Annotated in this window: 22 protein-coding genes and 1 tRNA gene; 18 read left to right on the plus strand and 5 right to left on the minus strand. The window is 62.7% G+C overall.

From position 1 onward, the window contains the following. The first annotated feature begins 89 nt into the window (after window positions 1–89). The 15 genes from FJ430_RS19940 to FJ430_RS20010 all read left to right on the plus strand — a co-directional run bounded on the left by FJ430_RS19940 (window position 90) and on the right by FJ430_RS20010 (window position 16,468). The gene (locus FJ430_RS19940) at window positions 90–1,502 is read left to right on the plus strand and encodes a circularly permuted type 2 ATP-grasp protein (RefSeq protein ID WP_181175521.1); all 1,413 of its coding nucleotides are present in this window, start codon (window positions 90–92) and stop codon (window positions 1,500–1,502) included. Between the two features lie 123 nt (window positions 1,503–1,625). Then, the gene (locus FJ430_RS19945) at window positions 1,626–2,567 is read left to right on the plus strand and encodes an alpha-E domain-containing protein (RefSeq protein WP_140642842.1); all 942 of its coding nucleotides are present in this window, start codon (window positions 1,626–1,628) and stop codon (window positions 2,565–2,567) included. Between the two features lie 21 nt (window positions 2,568–2,588). Then, a complete protein-coding gene (locus tag FJ430_RS19950) occupies window positions 2,589–3,383 on the plus strand; it encodes a transglutaminase family protein (protein WP_140708728.1) in 795 nt (264 codons plus the stop codon). Between the two features lie 134 nt (window positions 3,384–3,517). Next, window positions 3,518–4,249 (plus strand): peptidase, encoded by a 732-nt coding sequence (locus tag FJ430_RS19955; protein WP_140642836.1) that lies wholly within the window; start codon window positions 3,518–3,520, stop codon window positions 4,247–4,249. 99 nt (window positions 4,250–4,348) lie between these two features. Then, on the plus strand, window positions 4,349–5,761 hold the full coding sequence (locus FJ430_RS19960) for a pyridoxal phosphate-dependent decarboxylase family protein (RefSeq protein ID WP_140708730.1): 1,413 nt from the start codon (window positions 4,349–4,351) through the stop codon (window positions 5,759–5,761). A 125-nt stretch (window positions 5,762–5,886) separates the two neighbouring features. Beyond that, window positions 5,887–6,654, plus strand: coding sequence for a DeoR/GlpR family DNA-binding transcription regulator (locus FJ430_RS19965; protein ID WP_140642832.1), 768 nt, complete (start codon window positions 5,887–5,889; stop codon window positions 6,652–6,654). A 126-nt stretch (window positions 6,655–6,780) separates the two neighbouring features. Then, a complete protein-coding gene (gene glpD / locus FJ430_RS19970) occupies window positions 6,781–8,307 on the plus strand; it encodes a glycerol-3-phosphate dehydrogenase (RefSeq protein ID WP_140708732.1) in 1,527 nt (508 codons plus the stop codon). A 39-nt stretch (window positions 8,308–8,346) separates the two neighbouring features. Beyond that, window positions 8,347–9,426 carry an ABC transporter ATP-binding protein gene (locus tag FJ430_RS19975; protein ID WP_140708734.1) on the plus strand — a complete coding sequence of 360 codons (1,080 nt, stop codon included), beginning with the start codon at window positions 8,347–8,349 and terminating at the stop codon, window positions 9,424–9,426. 10 nt (window positions 9,427–9,436) lie between these two features. Continuing rightward, on the plus strand, window positions 9,437–10,504 hold the full coding sequence (locus FJ430_RS19980) for an ABC transporter ATP-binding protein (RefSeq protein ID WP_140708736.1): 1,068 nt from the start codon (window positions 9,437–9,439) through the stop codon (window positions 10,502–10,504). Further along, window positions 10,505–11,371, plus strand: a complete 867-nt coding sequence (locus FJ430_RS19985; RefSeq protein ID WP_140653038.1) for a carbohydrate ABC transporter permease — start codon at window positions 10,505–10,507, stop codon at window positions 11,369–11,371. A 1-nt stretch (window position 11,372) separates the two neighbouring features. After that, window positions 11,373–12,281 (plus strand): carbohydrate ABC transporter permease, encoded by a 909-nt coding sequence (locus FJ430_RS19990; RefSeq protein ID WP_140642818.1) that lies wholly within the window; start codon window positions 11,373–11,375, stop codon window positions 12,279–12,281. A gap of 3 nt (window positions 12,282–12,284) precedes the next feature. After that, entirely contained in the window at window positions 12,285–12,572 is a 288-nt protein-coding gene (locus FJ430_RS19995) for a DUF2160 domain-containing protein (protein WP_140642816.1), read from the plus strand. A gap of 76 nt (window positions 12,573–12,648) precedes the next feature. Beyond that, on the plus strand, window positions 12,649–14,379 hold the full coding sequence (locus FJ430_RS20000; protein WP_140708738.1) for an ABC transporter substrate-binding protein: 1,731 nt from the start codon (window positions 12,649–12,651) through the stop codon (window positions 14,377–14,379). A gap of 92 nt (window positions 14,380–14,471) precedes the next feature. After that, window positions 14,472–15,965, plus strand: a complete 1,494-nt coding sequence (gene glpK, locus FJ430_RS20005; protein ID WP_140708740.1) for a glycerol kinase GlpK — start codon at window positions 14,472–14,474, stop codon at window positions 15,963–15,965. 32 nt (window positions 15,966–15,997) lie between these two features. After that, the gene (locus tag FJ430_RS20010; protein ID WP_140708742.1) at window positions 15,998–16,468 is read left to right on the plus strand and encodes a DUF6882 domain-containing protein; all 471 of its coding nucleotides are present in this window, start codon (window positions 15,998–16,000) and stop codon (window positions 16,466–16,468) included. A gap of 107 nt (window positions 16,469–16,575) precedes the next feature. Here FJ430_RS20010 and FJ430_RS20015 read toward each other — a convergent pair whose 3' ends face one another. After that, window positions 16,576–17,040, minus strand: coding sequence for a BA14K family protein (locus FJ430_RS20015; protein WP_140708744.1), 465 nt, complete (start codon window positions 17,038–17,040; stop codon window positions 16,576–16,578). Window positions 17,041–17,331: 291 nt separating this feature from the next. On the opposite strand from FJ430_RS20015, the gene FJ430_RS20020 reads away from it, so the two are divergent. The 3 genes from FJ430_RS20020 (at window position 17,332) to FJ430_RS20030 (ending at window position 19,013) form a co-directional block, all read left to right on the plus strand. After that, window positions 17,332–17,407, plus strand: a tRNA-Lys gene (locus FJ430_RS20020). 161 nt (window positions 17,408–17,568) lie between these two features. After that, window positions 17,569–17,775, plus strand: coding sequence for a hypothetical protein (locus tag FJ430_RS20025; RefSeq protein WP_140708746.1), 207 nt, complete (start codon window positions 17,569–17,571; stop codon window positions 17,773–17,775). Window positions 17,776–17,867: 92 nt separating this feature from the next. Then, window positions 17,868–19,013, plus strand: a complete 1,146-nt coding sequence (locus FJ430_RS20030) for a hypothetical protein (RefSeq protein WP_140708748.1) — start codon at window positions 17,868–17,870, stop codon at window positions 19,011–19,013. Window positions 19,014–19,032: 19 nt separating this feature from the next. Here FJ430_RS20030 and dprA read toward each other — a convergent pair whose 3' ends face one another. The 4 genes from dprA to FJ430_RS20050 all read right to left on the minus strand — a co-directional run bounded on the left by dprA (window position 19,033) and on the right by FJ430_RS20050 (window position 23,175). Next, window positions 19,033–20,160, minus strand: coding sequence for a DNA-processing protein DprA (gene dprA, locus FJ430_RS20035; RefSeq protein WP_140708750.1), 1,128 nt, complete (start codon window positions 20,158–20,160; stop codon window positions 19,033–19,035). After that, entirely contained in the window at window positions 20,157–20,738 is a 582-nt protein-coding gene (gene plsY, locus FJ430_RS20040; RefSeq protein WP_140708752.1) for a glycerol-3-phosphate 1-O-acyltransferase PlsY, read from the minus strand. Before plsY ends, dprA begins: the two co-directional genes overlap by 4 nt. A gap of 188 nt (window positions 20,739–20,926) precedes the next feature. Further along, entirely contained in the window at window positions 20,927–22,213 is a 1,287-nt protein-coding gene (locus tag FJ430_RS20045) for a dihydroorotase (RefSeq protein WP_140708754.1), read from the minus strand. Continuing rightward, window positions 22,210–23,175, minus strand: a complete 966-nt coding sequence (locus FJ430_RS20050; protein WP_140708756.1) for an aspartate carbamoyltransferase catalytic subunit — start codon at window positions 23,173–23,175, stop codon at window positions 22,210–22,212. The genes FJ430_RS20045 and FJ430_RS20050 overlap by 4 nt, the downstream gene beginning before the upstream one ends. Window positions 23,176–23,303: the final 128 nt, after the last annotated feature.

Raw genomic sequence — 23,303 nt, forward strand, 5'->3', positions numbered from 1 at the left:
TAGAGCGGCCACCATCGCGTGCTAAATCACCGATTGCGCTTGATTTTCTCCGGCGAGGCCAGTGAAATGGTCCAGAGGGGAGTACGCGATTGGCAGCGTTCGACGAAATGCTTCCGGAAGTCTCCGGATTGAGAAGACCTTATGAGGCTTACGATCGCTGGCTGAAGGAGCAGGACCCGGCCAGGCTTACCCAGAAAATGCAGGACGCCGAGCGCGTCTTCCGCAAGACCGGCATCACCTTTGCCGTCTATGGCGAGCAGGAGGCGTCCGAGCGGCTGATCCCCTTCGACATCGTCCCGCGCATCCTCTCCGGCCAGGAATGGCGCCGGATGACGCAAGGCATCGAACAGCGCGTGCAGGCGCTGAACGCCTTTCTCGACGACATCTACCACCGCCAGGAGATTCTGCGCGCCGGGCGCGTGCCGAGGGAGCTTGTTGCGAAGAACGAGGCCTTCCTGCCTGAGATGATCGGGGTGAGGCCGCCGGCCGGCGTCTACACCCACATCATCGGCGTCGACATCGTCCGCATCTCGGAGAACGAGTTCTATGTGCTGGAGGACAACGCCCGCACGCCGTCCGGCGTCTCCTACATGCTGGAGAACCGCGAGACGATGATGCAGCTCTTTCCGGAGCTGTTCCAGAAGATCAAGGTTCGGCCGGTCGAGAACTACCCGCAGCTTTTGCGGCAGTCGCTCGCCGCAGTTCGGCCGCAAAGCAGCAAGGGCGCGCCGACCATCGCGGTGCTGACGCCGGGTTCCTACAACTCGGCCTATTTCGAGCACGCCTTCCTCGCCGACCAGATGGGCGTGCAACTCGTCGAAGGGCAGGATCTGCGCGTCGTCGACGGCCATGTGGCGATGCGCACGACCGAGGGCTACAAGCAGATCGATGTGCTCTACCGGCGCGTCGACGACAACTTCCTCGATCCGCTGACCTTCCGGCCAGATTCCGCGCTCGGCGTGCCCGGCATCATGGATGTCTACCGCGCCGGCAACATCACCATCGCCAACGCGCCGGGAACCGGCATCGCCGACGACAAGGCGATCTATTCCTACATGCCGGAGATCGTCGAGTTCTACACCGGCCGCAAGGCGATCCTCGGCAACATCCCGACCTGGCGCTGTTCGGAACCGGACAGCCTCAAATATGTGCTCGAGCACATCGGCGAGCTCGTCATCAAGGAAGTGCACGGCTCCGGCGGCTACGGCATGCTGGTCGGCCCGGCGGCGACCAAGAAGGAATGCCAGGAGTTTGCCAAGAAGCTGCAGGCGAAGCCCTCCAACTACATCGCCCAGCCGACCCTGGCGCTGTCGACCTGCCCGATCCTGACCGAGAAGGGCCTGTCGCCGCGCCATGTCGATCTCAGGCCTTATGTGCTGGTTTCGGATCGTATCCAGATCGTGCCGGGCGGCTTGACGCGTGTCGCGCTGAAGCAAGGCTCGTTGGTGGTGAACTCTTCGCAAGGCGGCGGCACGAAAGATACTTGGGTGCTGGATGATTGAGATGAGTGAGTAGGAAATAGTCAGTAGTCAGTAGGGGAAAGAGCAATGCCACATTCGGTCGAAGTTCGAAAATTCACTACTCACTACTCCCTATTCCCTATTCGCTAACCCGAAGGGCCTGACATGCTTCTCGGCCGCACCGCAAACGGTCTCTACTGGATGAACCGCTATATCGAGCGGGCCGAAAACATGGCGCGCCTGGTCGACGCGGGATTGCGCATGGCGCTGACGCGCACGCAGAGCGCTTCGGAGGAATGGAACTCGGTGCTGCTCAGCGCCGGCTCGGACATCGCCTTCAGCCGGAAATACCAGGACTACACCGCCGCCAACGTCTCCGACTTCCTGCTGCGCGACACTTCGAACCCGTCGAGCACGATGTCGTCGATCGAGACGGCGCGCAACAATGCCCGCATGGTGCGCACGGCGCTGACGCGCGAGACCTGGGAAAGCATCAACGAAGCCTGGATGTCGCTGAAGCGCATGCTGGCGAGGCCGATCGACGAACGCGACCTGCCGACGGTGCTCGATGCCATCAAGCGCGAGACGGCGCTGATCCGCGGTTCGTTCTACGGCACGATGCTGCGCAACGAGATTTTCGACTTCTCGCAGCTCGGCACCTATGTCGAGCGCGCCGACAACACGGCTCGCATCCTCGACGTGAAATATTACGTGCTCTTGCCTTCGCTGTCCTGGGTCGGCTCGACGCTGGACAACTACCAGTGGGAGTCGATCCTGCGCTCGGTGTCGGCACACCGCTCCTATCGCTGGGTTTACGAAGCCGACTACAAGCCGACGAACATCGCCGACTATCTCATCCTCAACGTGCGCATGCCGCGCTCGTTGACCTTCTGCTACCGCTTCCTCGGCGAGCATCTGAAATTCCTCGCCGACGATTATGGTGAGCGCCATGCCTGCCATGCCACGGCCGAGAAGATCCAGGCATTGCTCAAGAGAGGGTCGATCAAGGACATATTCGACCACGGCTTGCACGAATTCCTGGCAGAGTTCATTCGCGACAACACCAGGCTGGGCGACGAGATCGCTCAGGACTACCGGTTCTATTGAGCACAGCCGAGGGCGAGCGCTATGCGGCTCAAGATCATACATCGCACCGAGTACCGCTACGATCAGCCGGTGCAGTATCTGCTGCAGCGGCTGCGCCTGCTGCCTTCCAGCGGGCGTACGCAGACCGTCGACTCCTGGGCGATCAAGGTCGAGGGCGCGCGCGAGGAGGTGCGCTTCATCGACCATTTCGGCAACGATACGCGGCTGGTGAGCGCCGAGAGCGGCCAGAACTCGATCACCGTCGAGGCCGCCGGACACGTGACCACGCATGATACGGCGGGCGTGACGGGCCCGCATCAGGGCTTTGCGCCGCTCTGGCTGTTCGCACAGCAGACGCAGCTCACCACTGCCGGCGAGCGCATCCGCGAATTGGCCGGCGCGGTCGGACAGGGCACCGAGATCGAGCGACTGCACCGGCTGATGGGCGCTATCGGCGAACGCGTCGCCTACAGGCCAGGCACCACCAGCGTCGTGACGCCGGCGGAGGAGGCGCTCGCGTTGAAATCCGGCGTCTGCCAGGACCATAGCCATATCTTCATCGCCGCGGCGGGCGCGCTTGGTTTTCCCGCCCGCTATATCAGCGGCTACCTGATGATGGATGCTGCCGTCGAGCAGGCGGCAAGCCATGCCTGGGCCGAGGCCTATGTCGTCGGGCTCGGATGGGTGTCCTTCGACCCGGCGAACGGTATCTCTCCCGACGAACGCTATGTGCGGGTGGCGACGGGGCGCGACTATCGCGATGCCTCGCCGGTCTCGGGGATATTGCTGGGGCAGGCGCAAGAGAAGCTTGCCGTGACCGTCACGGTAGAGCAGTAATCTGCGCCGCAATCGCCAGACCGGTTCAGCGTTTGATAGAATCGCTGAACCGCTCTATCTCTTTGTTTTCACGCAATTCCAGACGGAAAACCGCTACACGTTTTTCCTGGAACTGCTTTCGCAGAAGAGCGACCATGACCTATTGCGTCGGCCTCAAGATCGATCGCGGGCTCGTGTTCATGTCGGACACGCGCACCAATGCCGGCATGGATTCGATATCGACCTTCAAGAAGATGCATGTGTGGGAACAGCCCGGCGAGCGCGTCATCGTGCTGATGTCGGCGGGCAACCTTGCCACGACGCAGGCCGTCGTCAGCCTGCTCGACGAGCGCAACAAGGCGGTCGGCGACCGCCATGGGAAGCTGCTCGAGACCCCGTCCATGTACCAGACGGTGCGGCTGGTCGGCGATACGGTCAAGGAAGCGATCGCGCATGCGTCGCCCGACGGCGAGAAGGCGGACGCCTATTTCAATGCTTCCTTCATCCTCGGCGGCCAGATCAAGGGCAGCCCGCCCAGGCTGTTCATGATCTATCCGGAAGGCAATTTCATCGAATCGACCGACGACACGCCCTTCTTCCAGATCGGCGAGACGAAATACGGCAAGCCGATCATCATCCGTGCCTATGACCGGACAATGAGCCTGGCGGAGACGGTGAAGCTGCTGCTGGTATCCTTCGACTCGACGCTGAAATCCAACCTTTCGGTCGGGCTGCCGCTCGATCTTCTGTTCATGGAACAGGATGCGTTCAAGGTGGGGCTGAACCGGCGGATCGGCCATGACGATCCTTACTACCGCACCATTTCGGATGGCTGGTCCAGCGCGCTGAAACTGGCCTTTTCAAACCTGCCGGATTTTCCGGGGTAGGGCCTTTTCGATCCAGCCGTTGCCTTAATATATTTAACATGTTAAGCAAAACTGAGAGCGGTTCGGTTAACCGACATGGGCGGTTGCTGGGAGGAAATTATGGACAATGAGGAATTCCGCGACTGGTCGAGGCGGGCAGCCGATTGGGGCGCCGATTACCGCGCCGGCTTGCGCGAGCGTCCGGTGCGGCCGGCAATAGCGCCGGGCGAGATTTTCAGGAGCATCGAGTTTTCGCCACCCGAAATGCCCGAGCCGATGGACAAGATCTTCGCCGACTTCGAAGAAAAGATCGTGCCGGGCATGACGCATTGGCAGCACCCGCGTTTCTTCGCCTATTTCCCGGCCAATGCGGCGCCGGTTTCGGTCGTGGCGGAATATCTGGTCTCGGCGATGGCCGCGCAATGCATGCTGTGGCAGACCTCGCCGGCGGCGACCGAGCTCGAGACGCGCGTCGTCGACTGGATGCGCCAGGCGCTCGGCCTGCCCGAGGGCTTTTCCGGCGTGATCCAGGATTCGGCCTCGTCGGCGACGCTTGCCGCGGTGCTCACCATGCGCGAGCGGGCGCTTGACTGGCAGGGAAACAAAAAAGGGTTGGCCGGGCAGGCAAAGCTTCGCGTCTACTCCTCCGACCAGGTCCATACCTCGATCGACCGCGCCATCTGGGTTTCCGGCATCGGCGAGGAAAACCTCATCCGCATCCCGGTCGGCGGACGTTTTCGCGCCATGGACACGGCGGCGCTCGAGGCTGCGATCGTTGCCGATCGCAAGGCCGGCCTTCTGCCGGCCGGCATCATCGCCTGCGTCGGCGGCACCAGCACCGGCGGCACAGACGACATCGCGGCGGTAGCCGCCGTCGCGAAGCGGCACGGGCTCTACCTGCACGTCGACGCCGCCTGGGCCGGATCGGCGATGATCTGCCCGGAATACCGGCAATTCTGGACCGGCGTCGAAGGCGCTGATTCCATCGTCTTCAATCCGCATAAGTGGCTGGGCGCGCAGTTCGACTGCTCGATCCAGTTCATCCGCCAGCCGGAGGATCTCGTGCGCACGCTGGCGATCAAGCCGGACTATCTAAAAACCCGAGGCCATGACGGCATCATCAACTATTCGGAATGGTCGGTGCCGCTCGGGCGCCGCTTCCGGGCGCTGAAGCTCTGGTTCCTGCTGCGTGCCCATGGCCTCGAAGGCCTGCGCAACATGATAAGAAAACATGTCGCCTGGAGCGAAGGGCTTGCCGCGCGGCTGGCCAGGGAGGCGGATTTCGAGCTCAGCAGCGAGCCGATGCTGTCGCTTTTCTCGTTCCGGCATCGCGCGGCACCAGGCATCGATGCTGACGAGCACAATCTGCGTCTGGTCGACGCCATCAACACCGATGGCCGCGTCTATCTCACGCAGACGCGGGTCGACGGGCGCGTGGCGATCCGCTTTCAGGCGGGGCAGTTCGAGGCGACGGCAGCCGATGTCGACGCGGCGTTCGACGTCATAACCGAGATTGCGCGGCGTCCATCCTGAAGCAGCAGGCGTGTTCCGCACTGGTTTGCCTTTTGCAATCAGGTGATTTTCGTTAGCCGGCTTATGCCTTTTCTTCGCTTTCGTTTTCCGATATAGACGGAAAAAACGAAAATGGAGGACGCGCGATGTTTCTTTCGCCACGCCATGCCGAGATCATCCAGATGGCGAAAGACCATGGCCGGGTGCTGGTCGACGACCTGGCGACGCATTTCAATGTGACGCCGCAGACCATCCGCAAGGACCTCAACGATCTGTGCGATCAGCGGCTGCTGACCCGCATCCATGGCGGTGCGCTGTTCCCGTCCGGCATCGAGAACATGGAGTACGAGGCACGGCGCAAGATTGCGGCCGACGAGAAGGAGGCGATCGGCAGCGCGGCGGCGCGGCTGATCCCTGACAATGCCTCGCTGTTCATCAATATCGGCACCACCACCGAGGCCGTCAGCAAGGCGCTGCTCGACCATAACGGGCTTATGGTCATCACCAATAATATCAACGTTGCCAATAGGATGCGCATCTACCCGACGATCGAGGTGGTGATCGCCGGCGGCGTCGTGCGCGGTTCCGACGGCGGCATTGTCGGCGAGGCGGCCGTCGATTTCATCCGTCAGTTCAAGGTCGATTACGCCGTCATCGGCGCCTCGGCAATCGATCATGACGGCGCGCTGCTCGACTTCGATTTCCGCGAGGTGAAGGTGGCGCAGGCCATCATCGCGAATGCGCGCCACGTCATCCTGGTCTCCGACCGGACGAAGTTCGAGCGCACGGCGCCGGTTCGGATCGGCCATCTTTCGCAGGTGAATACCTTCATCACCGATCGTTGCGAGATCCCGTCGATCCGCAAGATTTGCGAGGAAACCGAGGTCCGGCTGCTTGAGACAGCGCTCGAATAGGCGCGCATCTCGGCTTGCTCACGCAGCTGTGATATTTCGTTTGACATTCGGTTTGAGTTCGAAATAATTCCGCCACGGTTTCGTAAAACACAAAAATGGTGCAATGCGAAATCGTTGGAGGATTCTTTGGACGCATCTCCGATCCATGACATTTTCGTCATCGGCGGCGGCATCAATGGCTGCGGCATAGCCCGCGATGCCGTTGGTCGTGGATTTTCGGTATACCTCGCCGAGATGAACGATCTCGCCAGCGGAACCTCGTCGGGCTCGACCAAGCTCATCCATGGCGGCCTTCGCTACCTCGAATTCTACGAGTTCCGGCTGGTGCGTGAGGCGCTGATGGAGCGCGAGGTTCTGTGGAAGAACGCGCCGCATATCATTTGGCCGATGCGCTTCGTTCTGCCTTATGCCAAAGGCCTCAGGCCCGCCTGGCTGATCCGGCTGGGATTGTTCCTTTACGATCATATCGGCGGGCGCAAGCTGCTGGCGGCGACGAAGACGCTGGATATGGCCCGCGATCCGGCGGGCAAGCCGCTCAAGCCATTGTTCCGCAAGGCTTTCGAATATTCGGACGGTTGGGTCAACGACGCGCGCCTGGTGGCGCTGAACGCTCGTGACGCGGCAGACCGGGGCGCCGTTATCCGCACCCGCAGCAAGGTCGTCGGTGCGCGGCGCGACGGTGCGCTTTGGACCATAAAAGTGCAGAATGTGCTTACCGGTGAAATCGAGGAGGTTCGCGCGCGGCTTCTCGTCAACGCCGCCGGCCCTTGGGTCGATCACGTGCTCTCGACCGCCGTCGGCCAGAACGACGTCCACAATGTCCGCCTCGTGCAAGGCAGCCACATCGTCATCCATAGGAAGTTCGACGATCCGCGCGCCTATTTCTTCCAGAACAAGGATGGCCGCATCATCTTCGCCATTCCTTACGAGGAAGAATTCACGCTGATCGGCACCACCGACCGCGATTATCCGGGCGATCCGCACGACGTGAAGATCTCCGACACCGAGATCGACTATCTGTGCGCCGCGGCAAGCGAATATTTCGCGCAGCCGGTGAAGCGCTCCGACATCGTCTGGACCTATTCGGCGGTGCGCCCGCTCTATGACGACGGCGCCTCCAAGGCGCAGGAGGCGACGCGCGACTATGTGCTGAAGGCCGATGGCGGGGAGGGTGCTGCCCCCTTGCTCAACGCTTTCGGCGGCAAGATCACGACTTTCCGCCGACTGGCGGAATCGATGCTTGAGAAGATCGAAGGTTTTCTCGGCAAGCGCGGCAAGCCGTGGACGCATGACGCGCCGCTGCCTGGCGGCGATTTCGCCGCGACCGGCTTCGATGCCCAGGTCGCCAGGCTGAAGAACGCCTATCCGTTTCTCGACCAGCGGCTGGCGCGCCGCTTCACCCGGCTTTACGGCACGCGGGCGGAAAGGCTGCTCGGGCTCGCCAAGTCGAATGCGGATCTCGGCCGCAATTTCGGCGCCGACCTTTTCGAGGCGGAAGTTCGCTATCTGGCCGAAAACGAATGGGCGGTCACCGCCGAGGACGTGTTGTGGCGCCGCACCAAGCGCGGCCTGCATTTCAGCCGCGAGCAGACCGCGGCATTGGAAGAATTCATGCGCGGACTGAGCAGCCGCCATGTCGCGGCAGCGGAATGAGGATCGACCGCTGATGCGCAAGGCCTGGGAGGAGGCGTGATGCTGGAACTGAGGAACGTGACGAAGACCGTCGGCGCGCAGGAGCATATCCGCGACGTGTCGCTGACGCTTCTGCACGGCTCGCTGAACGTGCTCCTCGGGCCGACGCTTTCCGGCAAGACCAGCCTGATGCGGCTGATGGCAGGCCTCGACGCGCCGACTTCCGGCTCGGTCTGGTTCGATGGCAAGGACGTCACCAGACAGAAGGTGCAGAAGCGCAATGTCGCCATGGTCTACCAGCAGTTCATCAATTACCCGGCGATGACCGTCTACGAGAACATCGCCTCGCCGCTGCGGGTGGCCGGCCTCGATCAGGCGAAGATCGACAAGGAGGTGCGCAACGCGGCGGCGCTTTTGAAGCTCACGCCCTATCTCGACCGCACGCCGCTCAACCTGTCCGGCGGCCAGCAACAACGTACCGCGCTTGCCCGCGCCATCGTCAAGAATGCCAGCCTGGTGCTGCTCGACGAGCCTTTGGCCAATCTCGACTACAAGCTTCGCGAGGAATTGCGCGCCGAGCTGCCGAAAATTTTTGCCGCCGCCGGCACCATCTTCGTCTATGCGACGACAGAGCCGCACGAGGCGCTTTTGCTCGGCGGCAACACGGCGACGCTTTCGGAAGGCCGCGTCACGCAATTCGGCTCGACGGTCGAAGTGTTCCGCAAGCCGGTCGACCTGGTGACGGCGCGGACCTTCGCCGATCCCCCGCTCAACACCATCGTGCTCTCCAAGAAGGGGTCGGATTTCCTGCTCGAAGGCGGCGTCAAGCTGCCGGTGCCGACGGAACTCACCCGCGTTCCTGACGCCAGCTACACGATCGGCTTCCAGCCGCATCATTTGTCGCTGGAGCGGCCGAACGCTTCCGCTGTGCCGGTGCGGGCGAAGGTCACCATCACGGAGATCACCGGCTCGGAAAGCTTCGTCCATCTCGATTTCGCCGATGCGCGCTGGGTCATGCTTGCGCATGGCATTCTCGATTTCGAGACGGACGACGAGGTCGAGGTGTTCATCGATCCGCGCCACATCATGGTGTTCGACCAGAACGGCCGCGCCGTGACGGCGTCGAAGCTGGCGGCGTGAGGAGCAAACGATGGCGCGCATCGAGGTCAACCATATTCGTCATTCCTACCTGCCCAACCCGCAGAAGGATTCCGATTTCGCGCTGAAGGAAGTGCACCACACCTTCGAGGATGGCGGCGCCTACGCACTGCTCGGGCCGTCGGGCTGCGGCAAGACCACTCTGCTCAACATCATTTCCGGCTTGCTGCATCCCTCGCACGGCAAGCTTTTGTTCAACGGCCGTGACGTCACCAATCTGTCGACGCAGGAACGCAACATCGCGCAGGTGTTCCAGTTCCCGGTCATCTACGACACCATGACCGTCTACGACAATCTGGCTTTCCCGCTGCGCAACCGCCGCGTGCCGGAGACGGACGTCGACCGCAAGGTGCGCGAGACGCTCGACATGATCGATCTCGCTTCGCTGGCGAAAAAGAAAGCGCGCGGGCTCACCGCCGACCAGAAGCAGAAGATCTCGCTTGGGCGCGGCCTGGTGCGCTCGGACGTCAACGCCATCCTGTTCGACGAGCCGCTGACGGTGATCGATCCGCATATGAAATGGGTGCTGCGCTCGCAGTTGAAGCAGCTGCACCGCCGCTTCGGCTACACCATGGTCTATGTCACGCACGATCAGACCGAAGCACTGACTTTCGCCGACCGCGTCGTGGTCATGTATGACGGCGAGATCGTCCAGATCGGCTCGCCGGCCGAGCTCTTCGAGCGCCCGCGACACACTTTCGTCGGCTATTTCATCGGCTCGCCGGGCATGAACGTGCTGCCCGTCGCGATCGAGGGCAGAACGGCGACGCTCGGCGCGCAGCGCATCGAATTGCCCGGCGTGCCCAAGGCCGAAGGCGGCGCCGTCGAGCTCGGCATCCGCCCCGAATATGTGCGGCTCGGCCGCGAGGGCATGGCGGTGCAGGTCTCCAAGGTCGAGGACGTCGGCCGCCACAAGGTCGTGCGCGCCAACCTGGAAGGCAGGGAGATTGCCGCGGTGATCGGCGAGGACGACGAAGTCCCGGCCGAGCCGAAAGTCCGCTTCGATCCGGCCGGCATCAACATCTATGCCGATTCCTGGCGCGTCGAGATGGGGGCGTAGATGGACAAGACCTGGAACAACAAGGCCTGGTTCCTTGTCCTGCCGGTGCTGGTGCTGGTGGCGTTCTCGGCCGTCATCCCGCTGATGACCGTCGTCAACTATTCGGTGCAGGACACGTTCGGCAACAACGTCTTCTTCTGGGCCGGCACCGAGTGGTTCGAGGAACTGCTGCACTCCGACCGCTTCTGGGAAGCGATGGTGCGCAACCTGATCTTCTCCTTCATCATCCTGGCGATCGAGGTGCCGCTCGGCATCTTCATCGCGCTCAACATGCCGAAGAAGGGCTGGGGGGTGCCGGTCTGCCTGGTGCTGATGGCGCTGCCGCTGCTCGTACCGTGGAACGTCGTCGGCACGATCTGGCAGGTCTTCGGCCGCAACGACATCGGCCTGCTCGGCTATTACGTCAATGCGCTTGGCATCGACTACAACTACGTCCAGGATCCGATCGACGCCTGGGTCACCGTCATCATCATGGATGTCTGGCACTGGACCAGCCTGGTCGTGCTGCTTTGCTACGCCGGCCTGGTCTCGATTCCCGATGCCTTCTACCAGGCGGCCAAGATCGACGGCGCCTCGCGCTGGGCGGTGTTCCGCTACATCCAGCTGCCCAAGATGCAGCGTGTGTTGCTGATCGCCGTGCTGTTGCGCTTCATGGATAGCTTCATGATCTATACCGAGCCCTTCGTCGTCACCGGCGGCGGCCCCGGCAATTCGACCACCTTCCTGTCGATCGACCTCGTCAAGACTGCCCTCGGCCAGTTCGACCTCGGTCCGGCGGCGGCAATGTCGCTGGTCTACTTCCTGATCATCCTGTTGTTGTCGTGGGTGTTCTACACCGTGATGACCAATTACGACGCGGAGCGCTGAGATGGCGGGCGCCAACGAGACGACGCGCGTGAGCGAGACGGCGGTCACCGAAGTGGGCAGCGCGCTGTCGCAGGACGAGGTGGCGAGGCTGATGCGCCGCCGCGGCGAGGAATCGCGCTGGTGGTGGATCGTGCCGACGGTCTACATCATCGTTATCCTGCTGCCGATCTACTGGCTCATCAATATGAGCTTCAAGACCAACGCGGAGATCGTGTCGTCGCTGACGCTGTTCCCGCATAATCCGACACTGGCGAACTATCGCACCATCTTCACCGACCCGTCCTGGTATTCGGGCTATATCAACTCGATCACTTATGTGGTGATGAACATGGTGATATCGGTGGCGGTGGCGCTGCCGGCGGCCTACGCCTTCTCGCGCTACCGCTTCCTTGGCGACAAGCATTTGTTCTTCTGGCTTTTGACCAACCGCATGGCGCCGCCGGCGGTGTTCGCGCTGCCGTTCTTCCAACTTTATTCGGCGTTCGGCCTGATCGACACCCATATCGCCGTGGCGCTGGCGCACTGCCTGTTCAACGTGCCGCTGGCGGTGTGGATCCTCGAGGGCTTCATGTCCGGCGTGCCGAAGGAGATCGACGAAACCGCCTATATCGACGGCTATTCCTTCCCGCGCTTTTTCGTGAAGATCTTCATGCCGCTGATCGCGAGCGGTATCGGCGTCGCCTGCTTCTTCTGCTTCATGTTCTCGTGGGTGGAGCTCCTGATCGCGCGTACGCTGACCACGACCGACGCCAAGCCTATCGCCGCCACCATGACCCGCACCGTCTCTGCCGCCGGCATGGATTGGGGCCTGCTCGCCGCCGCTGGCGTGCTGACACTGATCCCCGGTGCTTTGGTCATCTGGTTCGTGCGAAATTATATCGCCAAGGGCTTTGCCCTGGGGAGGGTCTAAGCCATGAACCTCGACTTCTCCTGGATGGCGTGGACGTGGCCGACGGCGGCTTTCTTCATCGTCATCGCGCTGATGCTCTTTGGCATGGGCGTTTGGGAATATGTCTCGCCCGGCGGCAATCCGCGCGTCGGCGTGCTGCGCTTCGAGACGACGCGCGGCGATCGTTTGTTCCTGTCGCTGCTTGGCAGCGCCTTCATCCATCTCGCTTGGCTGGGTCTGGTAGGACCCAACCTGTGGTGGGCTCTCGCTCTCTCCGTGGTCTACGCCGTTGGCGTGTTCCGATACGTATAGAGGGGGAATAGCCGGAGCGGCTGCGTGCTGGCGGCCGCCCCGGAATGCACTTGAAACCTAAGACTGGAGGAGACACATGCGACGGCAATTTCTAACATCGACGACCGCCCTAGCCCTATTGCTCGGCGCGGGCAACGCCTATGCCGGTATGGACGAGGCAAAAGCCTTTCTCGACAAGGAGATAGGCGACCTGTCGACGCTTTCACGCGCCGACCAGGAAAAGGAAATGCAGTGGTTCATCGACGCAGCCAAGCCGTTCGCCGGCATGGACATCAAGGTCGTCTCGGAAACCATCGCCACGCACCAATACGAGTCACAGGTGCTGGCGCCGGCCTTCTCCGCCATCACCGGCATCAAGGTCACGCATGACGTCATCCAGGAAGGCGACGTCGTCGAAAAGATCCAGACCCAGATGCAGACGGGACAGAACCTCTATGACGGCTGGGTCAACGATTCCGACCTGATCGGCACGCACTGGCGCTACCAGCAGGTGCGCAACCTGACCGACTGGATGGCGAATGAAGGCAAGGACGTCACCAATCCGAACCTCGACCTGAAGGACTTCATCGGCACCTCGTTCACGACGGCGCCCGACAAGAAGCTCTATCAGCTCCCCGACCAGCAGTTCGCGAACCTGTACTGGTTCCGCTACGACTGGTTCAACGACGAGAAGAACAAGGCCGACTTCAAGGCCAAATACGGCTACGACCTAGGCGTTCCCGTCAACTGGTCGGCTTATGAGGACATCGCCGAATTCTTCACCGGCCGCGAGATCGACGGCAAGAAGGTCTACGGCCACATGGACTACGGCAAGAAGGACCCGTCGCTCGGCTGGCGGTTCACCGACGCCTGGCTGTCCATGGCCGGCAATGGCGACAAGGGCATTCCGAACGGCCTGCCCGTCGACGAATGGGGCATCAAGGTCGACGAGAATTCGCGCCCTGTCGGCTCCTGCACGGCGCGTGGCGGCGACACCAACGGCCCAGCGGCGGTCTACTCGATCCAGAAATATCTCGACTGGCTGAAGGCCTACGCTCCGGCGGAAGCCCAGGGCATGACCTTCTCCGAATCCGGCCCGGTGCCGGCGCAGGGCGCGGTCGCGCAGCAGATCTTCTGGTACACCGCCTTCACCGCTTCGATGGTCGACGCCGGCGCCAAGGCGGTGCTGAACGACGACGGCACGCCGAAGTGGCGCATGGCGCCGTCGCCGCATGGCGTCTACTGGAAGGACGGCATGAAGCTCGGCTATCAGGATGTGGGTTCCTGGACACTGATGAAATCGACGCCGGACGATCGTGCCAAGGCCGCCTGGCTTTATGCGCAGTTCGTCACCTCGAAGACGGTCGACGTGAAGAAGAGCCATGTCGGCCTGACCTTCATCCGCGAGAGCACGATCCACGACAAGAGCTTCACCGAGCGCGCTCCGAAGCTCGGCGGCCTGATCGAGTTCTATCGTTCGCCGGCCCGCGTCCAGTGGTCGCCGACGGGTACCAACGTGCCTGACTATCCGAAGCTGGCGCAGCTCTGGTGGCAGGCGATCGGCGATGCCTCGTCCGGCGCCAAGTCGGCTCAGGAAGCGATGGACTCGCTCTGCGCCGAGCAGGAAAAGGTCATGAGCCGCATCGAGAAGTCGGGCGTCCAGGGCGATATCGGCCCGAAGATGGCCGAAGAGCATGACCTCGCCTACTGGAACGCCGACGCGGTCAAGAAAGGCAATCTCGCGCCTCAGTTGAAGATCGAGAACGAGAAGGAAAAGCCGATCACCATCAACTACGACGAACTGGTGAAGAGCTGGCAGCAGCAGTAACCGCATGACGCGGGCGCGCTTGCCCTTGTAGGAAGTGCGGGGGAGGCGGCTTTGCCGTCTCCCCTGTTGCATGAGAAGTGGGAGGATGCGGAATGAGCGGTTTTGTGCTGGCCATCGATCAGGGGACGACGTCGACCCGGGCCATCCTGTTCGACGACAAGATGAAGGTCGCCGGCGCCGGTCAGCAGGAATTCACGCAGCATTATCCGGCTTCCGGCTGGGTCGAACATGACCCGGAAGACATCTGGGCGAGCGTTCTCGCCACGGTGAAATCGGCGTTGAAGGCCGCCGGCCGCACGGCATCGGATGTCGCCGCGATCGGCATCACCAACCAGCGCGAGACGGTCGTCATCTGGGACAAGGCGACCGGCAAGCCAATCCATAATGCGATCGTCTGGCAGGACAGGCGCACCGCGCCGCTCTGTCAGAAGCTGAAGAAGCAGGGATTGGAGAAGACATTCACGAAGAAGACCGGCCTGCTGCTCGATCCCTATTTCTCCGGCACCAAGATCGCCTGGATGCTGGGCAAGGTGAAGGGTGCCAGGAAGCGCGCCGAGAAGGGTGAGCTGCTCGCCGGCACCATCGACAGTTTCCTGATCTGGCGGCTGACCGGCGGCCAGGTGCACGCCACCGACGCGACCAACGCCTCGCGCACTTTGGTCTACAACATCGAGAAGAATATCTGGGACGACGAGCTGCTTTCCATTCTCAACATACCGGCCGCGATCCTGCCGCGGGTGAAGGATTGCGCCGACGATTTCGGCGTCACCGAGAAGAGCCTCTTCGGGGCCGAGATGCGGATCCTCGGCGTGGCCGGCGACCAGCATGCGGCGACGATCGGCCAGGCCTGCTTCGAACCCGGTATGATGAAATCCACCTACGGCACCGGCTGCTTCGCGCTGCTCAACACCGGCGCCGACCTGGTGCGTTCGAAGAACCGGCTTTTGACCACTATCGCCTATCGGCTCAACGGCAAGACAACTTACGCGCTGGAAGGTTCGATCTTCATCGCGGGCGCCGCCGTGCAGTGGCTGCGCGACGGCATCAAGGTGATCGGCAAGGCCGAGCAAAGCGGCGCCTTGGCGGCGGCCGCGGACCCGGCGCAACAAGTCTATCTGGTGCCGGCCTTTGTCGGCCTCGGCGCGCCGCATTGGGACGCGGACGCGCGCGGCGCTATCTTCGGCCTGACGCGCAACTCCGGCCCGGCCGAGTTCGCGCGCGCCGCACTTGAATCGGTCGCCTTCCAGACGCGTGACCTGCTCGAAGCCATGCGCAAGGACTGGAAAGGCGCCTCGGCCAAGACGGTGCTTCGTGTCGACGGCGGCATGGTGGCGTCCGACTGGACCATGCAGCGGCTCGCCGACATTCTCGACGCGCCGGTCGACCGTCCGACGATCCTGGAGACGACGGCGCTTGGCGCCGCCTGGCTCGCCGGTTCGAAGGCTGGCGTGTGGCCGAAGGCAAGGGAATTTGCTAAGAGCTGGGCGCTTGAACGGCGCTTCATGCCGCAGATGGATGCGGCCGCGCGCGGGGCGAAGCTGGCCGGATGGCGCGATGCGGTACGCAGGACGTTGAGTGGGCAATAAGGAGCTGTCAGTCAGCGTGCAGGGTGAGGGGAATGGACCCAGACTGGTATGCTGCCTGGCGTGACGAGGCTTTCGAACAACTTCGAGCGAAAAATAGGCGCTTGCAGGATGACTTCCGCCTTGGCAGTTGGTCTCGCTATAATTACGACCTGAAGGCTGGAAAGCTCCTTTTCTCAGAACAAGGCGTCGTCACGGTCGTCTCGGAGATCCAAATTGCTGGGTCAACGAGCGTTGAAGCTGGCAATTGGCTCTGGGCTTGGGCCAATTCGAATTGGCCTTCGGAATTCATAACTGACGCCCAGTCAGCCCGATCTTTCGGTAAGAAGCACGGCATCGGCGATTTAACTCGAGACTATGTGACGGACGAAGATCTTGATGCACTCGGCTGGAAACTGACCTCAGCAGTGACTCGGATTTGCAACGCTTGCGGAGCCTATCGCTCTCCTCCAGATGACGGCGTAGGTCTTTATCTGATTCTCAAAAGCATTAGCTGGGCAAGCTGACCTGTGGGCGCGCTCAACTGTTGAAATCCGGCTGAACAACAACGAGAGAGCCCGTGCCTCTCGAGGCACGGGCTCAGTCAACGACCCTGGGTACTGACTGGAGGCCGTCAGTAGGGCGAAACGCACTGCTGACGCGGGCCGTTGTAGGGTTGGAAGGTGTTGTCCGAAGCGCGATACGAACGATAACGGTCGTAGCACCACTGTACGTGCGAGTTGCCGCGATAGATGCGATTGTTCTCGCTGTTGACGATGGCGCCGGTGATCAGCGCGCCAGTGGCGAAAGCGGCAAGCGGGAACCAGTAGTCGCCATGACGGCGATAGCCGCGACGATATTCACGATAGCCGCGATGGCCGTTCCAGTACATGCCGTCATTGCGCGAGAAACGCTGGCCGCCGCGCCAATGGCCGCCATGCCTCCATCGGAAATCGCGTTCTGCGACCGTCTGGACGTCGGACGAAGCCGGCGAAGCCTGCGGGACGAACACCTGGGCGGCGTTGGCAGGTACTGTCGCCGCGGCGGCGAACGAAACCGACAAGGTGGCGGCAAGCAAGCCCGACACGATCTTTTTCATGGGTCTTCTCCTTGAGAGGGTTGTTTGACGTCCCTGTGCCGGAGGAACGGAAAATGACCTCAATGGTTCCCCTTTGAATCTCAAACCATTGTTATTTCAGGAGCTTCTGAGATACCGAGGCAGATCGAAGCGAGCCATCGGACTCGGCACCCCGGATGCTTGATCGCCAGTCGCCAAAATTCGCCAGACCCGTTGATAACTCCGGCTGGCGGCCGTCTTTTTCCGGTTGACCGGCCGCGGCACTCTCCCTATGTTCCGCGCAATTTCGAGGGCGGCGTTCCGAGCCCACGGGAGCGCGTAGCTCAGCCGGTAGAGCAACTGACTTTTAATCAGTAGGTCATGGGTTCGAATCCCATCGCGCTCACCAAAATTTTTAACACCCAAATAGATGCGAGATCCGACCCACGGGCGCTTCCATGTCCGGGGCGATCGAAGCAGCACATTTGTCTGCGTCTCCGGCAATCGGAACAAAAACTTGCGCGCGGCTGTTTCCCTGTTGAAGGGACCGCAATCTGGGATGCGGATACAGTGGACGTACTGAACTTGGAACTGGCCAGGGCCAGGCTGCGCGTCAAGCGCGCAGAAACTTCGCTCAATCATGCAAAAGAAATGCTGGATGAAGAATGTGGCGTCGGGATCAATCTCGCGCTGTGCGACCGCATAAGGTCGGAGAAGAAGCGAGTGGCGGAGGCCAGAAAGCGGCTGATGAAGATCGCTTCGACCGCCTCAGCGTAACGGGGTGACTTGCCCGAAGGCAAGAGAGATCCTGCCGCGTTGCCTTGTCCCTGGATGTGGTTAAACTCGGCGCCTCCGAGGGAGGCTCCAGGATGACACTCGACCTTTCGGTAGACGCTGAGGCCCCCAAGGCGACGACACCGCCTGGCAAATATCTTTTTGGTCCGGTCGCCGACTTCCTCATGCTGGGCGGCAGCGCGTTTCTGATCCTGCCGGTGCTGTTTTTTGTGCCGCGCGCGTATGAAGGCCCGCTGGCCGCGACGATGGTCGTCGTGGCGTATCTGGTGAATTACCCGCACTTCGCCCACTCCTACCAGATTTTCTACCGCAATTTCGGCCGCAAGGCGCGCGGTGAGGGCTACGACAGAAGCCTGCAGCTTCGCTACATTTTTGCCGGCGTCATCGTGCCAGTGGTCATGGCCCTGTTCTTTGCCTATGGCGCGGCGACGTCGAACACGCGGCTGCTCGGCTTCGCGGCCAACGCGATGTTCTTCTTCGTCGGCTGGCACTACGTCAAGCAAGGCTACGGCATGCTGATGGTCGACGCCGTCCTGAAGCGCAAATTCTTCGACGACCGGGACAAGAAGGTGCTGCTCGTCAACAGCTATGCGGTGTGGATCCTGGCCTGGCTGCAGACGAATACGGCCGTGACGCAGGGGCAATATTACGGCCTTCAATATTACACCTTCGCGGCGCCGTCATGGATCACCGACATTGCCGTGCTGGCGGCCGTCGGATCGACGGCGGCCACGCTTTTCATGCTGGTCAACCGCTGGCGAAGGAATGGCGGCGGACTGCCTTACAACGGGATCGTGGCCTATGTCGCGTCACTCTATCTCTGGATCCTGATCGCCAGGATTAACCCGCTCTGGCTGCTCGTGGTGCCGGCGCTTCACTCGCTCCAATATCTGGCCGTGGTGTGGCGCTATCAGACCAATGTCGAGCGTGACGTCTCGGACGCCGCGCGGGATCCGGAGTCGAGAATACTATCCGCGTTTGGGCCCCGCTATAGATTGCGGGTGCTGGGATTCATCATTGGCGGCGGCGCGCTCGGCTATCTCGGCTTCTGGCTGATTCCCTTCGTGCTGACCGCCCTGATCCCGTACGACAGCCAGGTCCTCGGTTCCTCGCTGTTCTTCTTCATCGTGCTGATCTTCATCAACGTGCACCACTACTTCCTCGACAACGTGATGTGGCGCCGCGGCAATCCGGAAGTGTCTAAATACCTATTCCGGTAAAGTTGTGGCAGTCCGCGGATCACGCGATCAGCGACACATTTCCGCCGGCGTGGCGCTCGAGCCGTCCCGCCAGGTCGAGTTCAAGAAGCACCATGGCGATCTGCGCGGCGCTTAATCCCGTGTGGCGGATGATCTCGTCTATGCCCGTCGGCGTGGGCCCAAGCGCTTCCAGCACATCGGCGCGGTCGCTTTCGCCGGGCGGCGGCATGGCGGATATGTCGGGCGCCTCGGCAATTGGAGCGGTTCTTGGAGCCCGGGTGCCGGCAAGCGGCGCCAGCGCGCCGAGCACATCGGCGGCCTCGGTGACGAGCGTGACGCCGTCCTTGAGCAGCGCGTTGCAGCCGGCGGCGCGCGGATCGAGCGGCGAGCCCGGCACGGCGAAGACCAGCCGGCCCATTTCATTGGCGAGGCGGGCGCTGATCAGCGAGCCGGAGCGCTGCGCGGCCTCGACCACCACAAGTCCAAGCGCCATGCCGGCGACCAGGCGGTTGCGGCGCGGGAAATCCTGGGCGCGCGGCTGCCAGGCGAAGGGCATTTCCGAAACGATGGCGCCGCCGCGATCGGCGATCTCGTCGCACAGGCCGGCATTTTCGGGCGGGTAGGGGACATCGAGCCCGCCGGCCAGCACGCCGATGGTGCCGGTCGAAACGCTGCCCTTGTGTGCGGCCGTGTCGATGCCGCGCGCCAGACCGGAAACGATGGCGTAGCCTTCGCGGCCGAGATCGGCTGCCAGCATGCGCGCCATCTTGATGCCGGCCAGCGAGGCATTTCGGGCGCCGACAATCGCCACCGCCGGCAGGCGGAAGACCGCGCCTTCGCCTTTCACCGCCAGCAGCGGCGGCGGATTGTCGAGGGTCTTCAGCAAGGGCGGATAATCGGCCTCGCCAATGCCGACGAAGCGGGCGCCGGCGCGCCGGGCGGCGTCCAGTTCGGCTTCGGCCTCGGCGACGGAAGGGATGCGAACGATACGATTGGCGCCGCCGGAGATCATCAGCTCGGGCAGCATTTCAAGCGCGGCTTCGGCCGAGCCGAAGCGGTTGATCAACTCGCGAAACGAGGCCGGGCCGACATTGGGCGTGCGGATCAGGCGAAGCCAGGCAAGCCGCTGCCGGTCGCTGAGGCGCGGGCCGGCGGCCGGCGCGCTCATCCCTTCGCCCCGATCTTGCCTTCGGTGCCGGCCAGCAGCCGCGAGATGTTGGCATGATGCTTGACGATGACGATCAGGCTCATCACGGCGAACAGGCCGGCGATCTGCGGCGTGCTTATGAAATAGAGCGCGATCGGCACAATGACCGCCGCCGACAGCGCCGCCAGCGAGGAATAGCGGAACAGGAAGGCCATTGCGAGCCAGACGACGGCGAAGACCAGCATGCCTTGCCAGGCAAGGCCTAGCAGCACGCCCAGATAGGTGGCGACGCCCTTGCCGCCCCTGAAGCCGAGCCAGACCGGGAAGAGATGGCCGAGGAAAGCGCCGAAGCCGGCCAACAGGCCGAAGTCCGGCGAAAAATGCCCGGCGACCAGCACCGCGGCCGTGCCTTTCAGCGCATCGAGCAGCAGCGTGGCGGCAGCGAGCCCTTTATTGCCCGTCCTCAGCACATTGGTCGCGCCGATATTGCCGGAGCCGATCTTGCGAACGTCGCCGAGCCCGGCCGCGCGGGTGATCAGGAGCCCGAACGGGATCGAGCCGAGCAGATAGCCGAAGACGAGCGCGACTGCGTAACCCATTGTTTCCCCCTTATTTCCTGTTGCTCCGGCCGCTCGCTCCAGGATTGAGATACTGTGCGTTATGCAACCATTGTTTGCAAGAGCTAGCTCTGCTCAGGCATCAGTTGGTCATAATGGTAGAGTCGGGAGGGTTCGCCAAGCAACTCTGTGCAGGGGCAGGCCAGACAGGGCTCAAAGCGGTGGGTGGTCTATGCGGAAAACACCGTGCGTCCCGCAACCATCGTCTGCAAGACCTTGCCCTGCAGGCGCGCGCCTTCGAAACAGGTGTTCTTCGAGCGCGAGCGCAGACCGCTTTCGCTGACGATCCACGGCTCGTCGACGTCGACAAGTACGAGATCGGCCGGCGCGCCCGGCTTCAGCGTGCCGCCCGGCAGGCCGAACAGTCTTGCCGGCGCAGTGGACAGCGTCTCGATCAGCCTCAGCAACGGCACGTCGGCATAGTGGTAGAGCCGAAGTGCTACGCCAAGCAGCGTCTCCAGCCCGATGGCGCCGGCGGCGGCATCGGCAAAGGGCAGGCGCTTGGTGTCGACGTCCTGAGGGTCGTGCGAGGAGACGATGATGTCGATCGTGCCGTCCTTGATCGCCTCGATCATCGCCAACCGGTCGTCCTCGGCGCGCAAGGGCGGGGTCAGCCGGAAGAAGGTGCGGTATTCGCCGACGTCGTTCTCGTTGAGCGACAGGTTGTGGATGGCGACGCCGGCCGTGACATTGGCGCCGTCGGTCTTGGCCCTGTTCACCGCGCCGGCCGCCATCGCCGACGAGATCTTGGCGGCGTGGTAGGCGCCACCGGTCAACCGGGCCAGTGCCAGGTCGCGTTCAAGAGGAATGAGCTCGGCCTCGCGCGGGACGCCAGAGAGGCCAAGCCAGCTTGCGTAGAGCCCCTCGTTCATCACACCGGACGAGGCGAGGTCGGCATCCTGGGTTTCATGCGCGATCACACCGCCGAAATCGCGGGCGTAGGTGAGCGCGCGGCGCATCACCAGCGCATTGGCGATCGTGTGGCGGCCGTCGGTGTAGGCAACGGCGCCGGCTGCGCGCAGCAGGCCGAATTCGGTCATTTCGCGGCCTTCGAGGCCCTTGGTGATCGCGGCCGCCGGAAAGATGTTGACGCTTGCGGTGTCGCGTGCCGTGCGCAGCACGAATTCGACCAGCGCCACATTGTCGATCACTGGATCGGTGTCCGGCATCATGACGATGGAGGTGACGCCGCCCGCCGCCGCCGCCACGCTTGCCGAGGCGATGGTTTCGCGATGTTCGCCGCCTGGTTCGCCGATAAAGACGCGCGCGTCGACAAGGCCCGGAATGATCGTCTTGCCGGCGCAGTCGACGACGGCGGCGCCTTCCGGCACGCCTTGGTTCAGTGCCGCCTTTCCGGCCGCGACGATTCTGCGGCCGTCAACGATAACGCTGCCGATCTCGTCGACGCCGCGCGACGGGTCGACAATATGCGCCTTGCTGAAGACGGTCACGCTCATGCGCCGCGCCCCTCATGGTTGCGGCGCGGGTCGAGCAGAGCTTCCATGACCGCCATGCGTACGGCGACCCCCATCTCCACCTGTTCCTGGATGACGCTTTGCGGCCCGTCGGCGATTTCGGAGGCGATTTCCACGCCACGGTTCATCGGACCGGGATGCATGACCAGCGCATCGTCCTTGGCGGTCTTCAGCTTTTCGGCATCCAGGCCGAAATAGTGGAAATATTCGCGGATCGACGGCACGAACGCGCCTTCCATGCGCTCGCGCTGCAGGCGCAGCATCATGACGACGTCGGCATCCTTCAAGCCCTCGGCCATTGAGCGTGCGACGATCACGCCCATCCTGTCGATGCCGGACGGCAGCAATGTCGAGGGCGCGACGACGCGCACCTGCGCGCCAAGCGCGTTCAAAAGCATGATGTTGGAGCGGGCGACGCGCGAATGCAGGATGTCGCCGCAGATCGCCACAATCAGCTTCGACAGCGGCCCCTTGGCGCGGCGGATGGTCAGCGCATCAAGCAGCGCCTGCGTCGGGTGCTCGTGCGCGCCGTCGCCGGCATTGACCACCGAGCAGCCGACCTTCTGCGCCAGGAGCGCCGCTGCCCCGGCCGACTGGTGGCGGATGATGAGGATGTCCGGCCGCATGGCGTTGAGGGTCATCGCCGTATCGATCAGCGTCTCGCCCTTCTTCACCGAAGAGCTTGCCACCGACATGTTCATGACGTCGGCGCCAAGCCTTTTCCCGGCCAGTTCGAAGGACGATTGCGTGCGGGTCGACGCCTCATAGAACAGGTTGATCTGGGTTCGGCCGCGCAGCGTCGAGGTCTTCTTTTCCGATTGCCGCGAGATCGCCACGGCCTGGTCCGCCCGATCGAGCAGCAGCTCGATATCGGCGGGGGAAAGATCGCGGATGCCTAGAAGATGGCGGTGGGGAAAGAGCGGCAGGGACGAAGCGTCGGTCATCTCAAGGCGCTGCTATAGGGTGCGGTCCGGCCTGCCGCAAGCGCCAGCTTTGGATTGCGAGCGTTCTCCCCGGTATTTTCGTCGCGCGCCTTGGATGGCTTGGGCTATAAGGCCCAGTGGCTTCGGAT

It is taken from the genome of Mesorhizobium sp. B2-8-5 (assembly GCF_006440675.2).
GTDB lineage: Bacteria > Pseudomonadota > Alphaproteobacteria > Rhizobiales > Rhizobiaceae > Mesorhizobium.

What these genes read in the sequence shown, in the direction of transcription:
- FJ430_RS19945 (WP_140642842.1), top strand. Translation starts at nt 1,626, where the DNA reads ATGCTTCTCGGCCGCACCGCAAACGGTCTCTACTGGATGAACCGCTAT.
- FJ430_RS19950 (WP_140708728.1), top strand. Translation starts at nt 2,589, where the DNA reads ATGCGGCTCAAGATCATACATCGCACCGAGTACCGCTACGATCAGCCG.
- FJ430_RS19955 (WP_140642836.1), top strand. Translation starts at nt 3,518, where the DNA reads ATGACCTATTGCGTCGGCCTCAAGATCGATCGCGGGCTCGTGTTCATG.
- FJ430_RS19960 (WP_140708730.1), top strand. Translation starts at nt 4,349, where the DNA reads ATGGACAATGAGGAATTCCGCGACTGGTCGAGGCGGGCAGCCGATTGG.
- FJ430_RS19965 (WP_140642832.1), top strand. Translation starts at nt 5,887, where the DNA reads ATGTTTCTTTCGCCACGCCATGCCGAGATCATCCAGATGGCGAAAGAC.
- FJ430_RS19975 (WP_140708734.1), top strand. Translation starts at nt 8,347, where the DNA reads ATGCTGGAACTGAGGAACGTGACGAAGACCGTCGGCGCGCAGGAGCAT.
- FJ430_RS19980 (WP_140708736.1), top strand. Translation starts at nt 9,437, where the DNA reads ATGGCGCGCATCGAGGTCAACCATATTCGTCATTCCTACCTGCCCAAC.
- FJ430_RS19985 (WP_140653038.1), top strand. Translation starts at nt 10,505, where the DNA reads ATGGACAAGACCTGGAACAACAAGGCCTGGTTCCTTGTCCTGCCGGTG.
- FJ430_RS19990 (WP_140642818.1), top strand. Translation starts at nt 11,373, where the DNA reads ATGGCGGGCGCCAACGAGACGACGCGCGTGAGCGAGACGGCGGTCACC.
- FJ430_RS19995 (WP_140642816.1), top strand. Translation starts at nt 12,285, where the DNA reads ATGAACCTCGACTTCTCCTGGATGGCGTGGACGTGGCCGACGGCGGCT.
- FJ430_RS20000 (WP_140708738.1), top strand. Translation starts at nt 12,649, where the DNA reads ATGCGACGGCAATTTCTAACATCGACGACCGCCCTAGCCCTATTGCTC.
- glpK (WP_140708740.1), top strand. Translation starts at nt 14,472, where the DNA reads ATGAGCGGTTTTGTGCTGGCCATCGATCAGGGGACGACGTCGACCCGG.
- FJ430_RS20010 (WP_140708742.1), top strand. Translation starts at nt 15,998, where the DNA reads ATGGACCCAGACTGGTATGCTGCCTGGCGTGACGAGGCTTTCGAACAA.
- FJ430_RS20015 (WP_140708744.1), bottom strand. Translation starts at nt 17,040, where the DNA reads ATGAAAAAGATCGTGTCGGGCTTGCTTGCCGCCACCTTGTCGGTTTCG.
- FJ430_RS20030 (WP_140708748.1), top strand. Translation starts at nt 17,868, where the DNA reads ATGACACTCGACCTTTCGGTAGACGCTGAGGCCCCCAAGGCGACGACA.
- dprA (WP_140708750.1), bottom strand. Translation starts at nt 20,160, where the DNA reads ATGAGCGCGCCGGCCGCCGGCCCGCGCCTCAGCGACCGGCAGCGGCTT.
- plsY (WP_140708752.1), bottom strand. Translation starts at nt 20,738, where the DNA reads ATGGGTTACGCAGTCGCGCTCGTCTTCGGCTATCTGCTCGGCTCGATC.
- FJ430_RS20045 (WP_140708754.1), bottom strand. Translation starts at nt 22,213, where the DNA reads ATGAGCGTGACCGTCTTCAGCAAGGCGCATATTGTCGACCCGTCGCGC.
- FJ430_RS20050 (WP_140708756.1), bottom strand. Translation starts at nt 23,175, where the DNA reads ATGACCGACGCTTCGTCCCTGCCGCTCTTTCCCCACCGCCATCTTCTA.